The organism is Micromonospora sp. M51 (assembly GCF_018070305.1).
Taxonomy (GTDB): Bacteria; Actinomycetota; Actinomycetes; order Mycobacteriales; family Micromonosporaceae; genus Micromonospora; species Micromonospora parva.
The window spans coordinates 1-4,771 of the sequence record NZ_JAGPXZ010000486.1 but is presented as its reverse complement, the minus strand read 5'-3'; the positions used below and the strand labels follow the sequence as shown (position 1 = coordinate 4,771).

Annotated in this window: 4 protein-coding genes; 3 read left to right on the top strand and 1 reads right to left on the bottom strand. The window is 72.0% G+C overall.

The annotated features are described in order from the left end of the window. Together KBX53_RS22705 and KBX53_RS22700 are read left to right on the top strand one after the other, a co-directional pair. Nucleotides 1-2,231: ATP-binding cassette domain-containing protein (locus tag KBX53_RS22705; protein ID WP_210861513.1), on the top strand; the 2,231-nt coding region annotated here is incomplete at its 5' end. Beyond that, nucleotides 2,231-3,097 (top strand): ABC transporter permease, encoded by an 867-nt coding sequence (locus KBX53_RS22700; protein ID WP_051708110.1) that lies wholly within the window; start codon nt 2,231-2,233, stop codon nt 3,095-3,097. The genes KBX53_RS22705 and KBX53_RS22700, both read left to right, overlap by 1 nt. Nucleotides 3,098-3,106: 9 nt before the next feature. Here KBX53_RS22700 and KBX53_RS22695 read toward each other — a convergent pair whose 3' ends face one another. After that, a complete protein-coding gene (locus KBX53_RS22695) occupies nt 3,107-3,793 on the bottom strand; it encodes a DUF4232 domain-containing protein (RefSeq protein ID WP_245233486.1) in 687 nt (228 codons plus the stop codon). Between the two features lie 485 nt (nt 3,794-4,278). On the opposite strand from KBX53_RS22695, the gene KBX53_RS22690 reads away from it, so the two are divergent. Next, nucleotides 4,279-4,734 (top strand): DoxX family protein, encoded by a 456-nt coding sequence (locus tag KBX53_RS22690; RefSeq protein WP_210861511.1) that lies wholly within the window; start codon nt 4,279-4,281, stop codon nt 4,732-4,734. The last annotated feature ends 37 nt before the right edge of the window (nt 4,735-4,771 follow it).

The following is a 4,771-nucleotide window of genomic DNA, read 5'->3' as shown; positions in this document are numbered from 1 at the left end:
GCGTGTTCACGAAGGGTTGGGCCGGCCTCTTCTTCGGCGGGGGCGGCAACGTGGGCTCCGGCCCGGCGGGGCTCTCCGGCGGGACCGCCGCCGCGCCGCAGGGCGCACCGGAGTCGGCCGGCCCGCCCAGCCCCGGGCCGGGTGCCGGCCCGGGTACCGCCCCCGGTGGTGCCCCAACCGGTGCCGCCGACCCGTCCTGCGGTCGGTTCGCCGCCGACGTGTGCGCCGCGTACCTGCGGATCGCCACCACCGGTCAGGCCGACCAGGCCGCCGTGGACCTGCTGCGCCGCTCCAGCCCGGCCGGCGTGCTGGACCGGATCAAGGCCCCCACCCTGCTGGTGCAGGGCGAGGCGGACACGCTCTTCCCGCTCGGCGAGGCCGACGCGAACGCGAAGGGCATCGCCGCCGCCGGTACGCCGGTGCGGGTCGCCTGGTTCACCGGCGGCCACGACGGCGGAGCCGGCCCCCGCTCGGACTCGGACCGGGTGAAGTTCCTGACCGTCCAGTGGCTCGACCACTACGTCAAGGGCGAGGGCGATGCGCCCGGCGACGACTTCACCTGGTCGCGGATCGCCGGCTTCGACGCGCTCGACCGGGGCCTCGTCGCCACCGGTTTCCGCCGCGCCGACTACCCGGGCCTGGCCGGCACCGACCGCCGGGAGGTGACTGTCACCGGCCCGGCGCAGCCGATCGCGAACCCGCCGAACGGCAACCCGGCCGCCATCTCCTCGATCCCGTTCGCGGGCGGGCTCACCTCGCTGCTGGACGGGGTGGCCAGCGACGTGCCCGGCCAGCACGCCCGGTTCGAGTCGGCCCCGCTGACCGAGGCGGTCGACGTGGCCGGTGCGCCCACCGTCACGGTGCGGGCGGCGTCGCCCACCGGCGAGGCGGTGCTCTTCGTGAAGCTCTACGACGTGGACAAGGACGGCGCGGCCACCCTGCCGAACGGCCTGGTCGCCCCGATCCGGCTGACCGGCCTGCCGCAGCGGGCGCAGGACGCCCGCCCGGTCACCGTCACGCTGCCCGCGATCGTCCGCCGGGTGGAGGCCGGGCACCGGCTGCGGCTGGTGGTGGCCAGCTCCGACCAGGCGTACACCACCCCCGCCGAACCCACCGTCTACACGGTGGCCGCGGACGGCCCCGTCAGCCTGCCCACTGTCGCCGGCGAGCCGATCCCCACCGCGGCCACGGTCTGGCGTTGGGTGCTCGCCGGCCTGCTCGCCGCCATCGTGATCGGGCTCGTCGTGGTCGTCGCGGTGGTCCGCCGCCGGCACCGCCGCCAGGACCGCTCCGTGCATCCGGAGTACGCGGACACCCCGCTGGCCGTGCGCGCACTGCGCAAGGAGTACGCGGACGGCTTCGTCGCGGTGTCGAACGTGGACTTCGAGGTGCACCCGGGTCAGGTGGTGGGTCTGCTCGGGCCGAACGGTGCCGGCAAGACCACCACCCTGCGGGTGCTGATGGGGCTGACCCAGCCGACCGCCGGGGAGATCTACGTCTTCGGCCGGCGGTTGGTGCCCGGCTCACCGGTGCTGTCCCGGATCGGGGCGCTGGTGGAGGGGCCGGGCTTCCTGCCGCACCTGTCGGGCCTGGACAACCTGAAGGCGTACTGGCGGGCCACCGGGCGGCCGTGGGAGGACGCCCAGTTCGACGCGGCGCTGGAGATCGCCGGGCTGGGTGACTCCGTGCACCGGAAGATCAAGAACTACAGCCACGGGATGCGTCAGCGTCTGGCCATCGCCCAGGCCATGCTCGGCCTCCCCGAGCTGCTGGTGCTGGACGAGCCGACCGACGGGCTCGACCCGCCGCAGATCGCCGAGATGCGCCGGGTGCTGCAGCGGTACGCCACGGACGGCCGGGCGGTGCTGGTCTCCAGCCACCTGCTGGCCGAGGTGGAGCAGACGTGCACCCACGCGGTGGTGGTGAACAAGGGCCGGATCGTGGCGTCCGGACCGGTGGAGGAGATCGTGGGCGAGTCGCCGAGCGTGCTCTTCGACGTCACCGACCCGGTGGCGGCGCGGGCGGTGCTGGACCGGCTGCACGGCGTGCGGGTGTTGCCGGAGAGCGACGGCCAGTTGGTGGTCGACACCAACGGCACGGCCCGCAGCGAGGTGGTGGCCGAGCTGGTACGCGCCGGCATCGGGGTGGACCGGGTGGTGCCCCGGCGGCGCCTGGAGGACGCGTTCCTCGCCCTGGTGGGCGACAACTCTCGGGGAAGCGGTGACCGGTGATGGCAGTTGTCGACGCAGGTGAGGCACGCGGCTACCGGCCGTCGGCCACGATGCCGTTCAAGGCGGAGTTCCGCCGGCAGGCGTCCCGACGGCGGACCCAGCTGGCGCTCGGGTTCATGGTGCTGCTGCCGCTGATCATCCTGATCGCGTTCCAGTTCAACTCGGGTGGCGACGACGACAACGGGCGCAACGAGTTCTCCAGCCTGGTCGACCTGGCCACCACGGGTGGGCTCAACTTCACCCTGTTCTCGATCTTTGTGTCGGCGTCGTTCCTGCTGGTGGTGGTCGTCGCGCTGTTCTGCGGCGACACGGTGGCCAGCGAGGCGAGCTGGGGCAGCCTGCGGTATCTGTTGGCGATCCCGGTGCCCCGGGCGCGGTTGCTGACGGTGAAGCTGGTGGTCGCGCTCGCGTACTCGGGACTTGCCCTGCTGCTGTTGGCCGGCACCGCGTTGCTGGCCGGCACCCTGCGCTACGGGTGGTCGCCGCTGCGCAGCACCGTCGCCGCCGAGCTGGAACCCACCGAGGGGTTGCTCCGGTTGCTGGCCGTGCTGGGTTACCTGGCGATCGTCCTGCTGGTGGTGGCCGGCCTGGCGTTCCTGCTGTCGGTGACCACGGACGCCGCGCTGGGCGCGGTGGGTGGTGCGGTGCTGCTCTGGATCCTGTCGAGCATCCTGGACCAGATCACCGCCCTTGGTGCGTTGCGCGACTTCCTGCCCACCCACTTCAGCACCGCCTGGCTGGGGCTGCTGTCGACTCCGGTGCAGACCGACGACGTGGTGCGCGGCTGCATCTCGGCGATCAGCTACGCGACGTTGTTCTGGGGGTTGGCGTTCTGGCGGTTCACCCGAAAGGACATCACGTCGTAGCGGGGCGGCTCACAGTCGGCTGTCGGGTGGGCTCACCGACGACGGCACCACGCTCGGCGCCGGCGGTGGGGCCGGCCGGGTCGGTACCGGCGCGGACGGGTCGGCCTTCTTCCAGGCGCTGACGCCGATCCGGCCGGTGTTGCCGAGGTCGATCGGCCCGTCCGGGTCGACCTCCTCGGCCGGCTGCCCGGCGGCAGGCGCCACTGTCAGGAACGCGCCGTTGGTGGCCACCACTGTCGAGTCGGTGACCAGGTTGCGCCAGAGCACCACGGCGGTGGCCCGCTCACCGGCAGCGAGGGTGATCTTCCGGGGCGGTTGGTCGAAGCCCATGGTGATCTCCTTGGCGCCGTTGACCACCCGAAGCATGATCGGCTCGCGTTCCTCGTCGAACACGTGCAGCACCGGGTAGCCGTTGAGCTGGTAGGGATGCTCGCCGCAGTTGACCAGCTCGATGCCGAGGGCGCGCAGGCCCGAGGCGGCGTCCCCGCCGGTCGCCCGGATCCGGACGCCGGAGGCCGGACACTCGGCCACCGGAGCGACGCTGGGCGACTGGGTGGGGCTCGACGGGGTCGGTGGCGGGCCCGTCGGGTCCCCACCCTGGCCGCGATGGTCACCGGGGGTGCAGGCGGCGAGTGCGAGAGGCACCGCGACCACTGCGCTGAACCATCGCCGTGCTGCCGTGCAGCTGAAGATCATGTGTCGATCCTCACCCATCGAGGTGCCTCACCGCTGCCTGGCCCCGCAGCAGCGCTGGTGTGCACCTGCCGTCTGCTGGTCCGGGCCTCTGGAGCTGCCCCGGATCCGGGGCGGTGACGCTGTCCCTGGCCGGCTGATGTGCCGTCCCGGTATGCCTTTCGAGCTGAATCGTTCAGGGCATCGCTCGGGCGTCCGCCCAGCTCGGCCAGCGCCGCGAGCAGCCGGTCCGCCGGTGTCTGAGGTGGGGTAACCGGCCGTACCCACACTGTGGGAGCGTGCCCACGGCGGTCGGAGCGACGCGACATCGATTGTTTTCGCAGCTCAGGGGATCGGGTGGCCGGCTCCGTGAGGCGGCGAGCGCTCGACGAGGGCCCTGCACGCCGGTACATTCCAACCGGGGACTTTCCCACTAACAAGGAATCTATAACCTTCGATACTTTCATGCCTCACATTGAGGGAATCCAATCCCTTCGATGGAGGTACCGATGAACGTTTCTCGGCTCGGCGGGCCGACCCTGTCCCTGTTCCGCATCGTGATCGGCCTGCTGTTCGCTTTGCATGGTGTGACCTCGGTGTTCGGGTTGTTCGGCGGCAACCCCGTGACCGGTGCGGCGATAGCCCCCGGCACCTGGCCGGGCTGGTGGGCCGCGTTGATCCAGCTGGTCTGCGGCGCGCTGGTGCTGGCCGGCCTCTTCACCCGACCCGCCGCTCTGCTCGCATCCGGCTCGATGGCGTACGCCTACTTCGTCGTGCACCAGCCGGATCATCTGCTGCCGCTGCACAACGGTGGTGAGCTGTCGGCACTCTTCTGCTGGTCGTTCCTGCTGATCGCGGCCCTCGGTCCGGGTTCCTGGGCGCTCGACACGCTGCTCGCGCGTCGCCGCGAGGTTGAGTCCGCGCCGGCGACGCCGATGGCTGAGAGCAGCTCGATCGTCGTCTGACCGCACCCGTTCCGCGTCGCCGGGGCCTCGACGAGGC

Excerpts from the sequence above, each read along its gene's own strand:
- KBX53_RS22700 (WP_051708110.1), top strand. The coding sequence starts at position 2,231 with ATGGCAGTTGTCGACGCAGGTGAGGCACGCGGCTACCGGCCGTCGGCC.
- KBX53_RS22695 (WP_245233486.1), bottom strand. The coding sequence starts at position 3,793 with ATGATCTTCAGCTGCACGGCAGCACGGCGATGGTTCAGCGCAGTGGTC.
- KBX53_RS22690 (WP_210861511.1), top strand. The coding sequence starts at position 4,279 with ATGAACGTTTCTCGGCTCGGCGGGCCGACCCTGTCCCTGTTCCGCATC.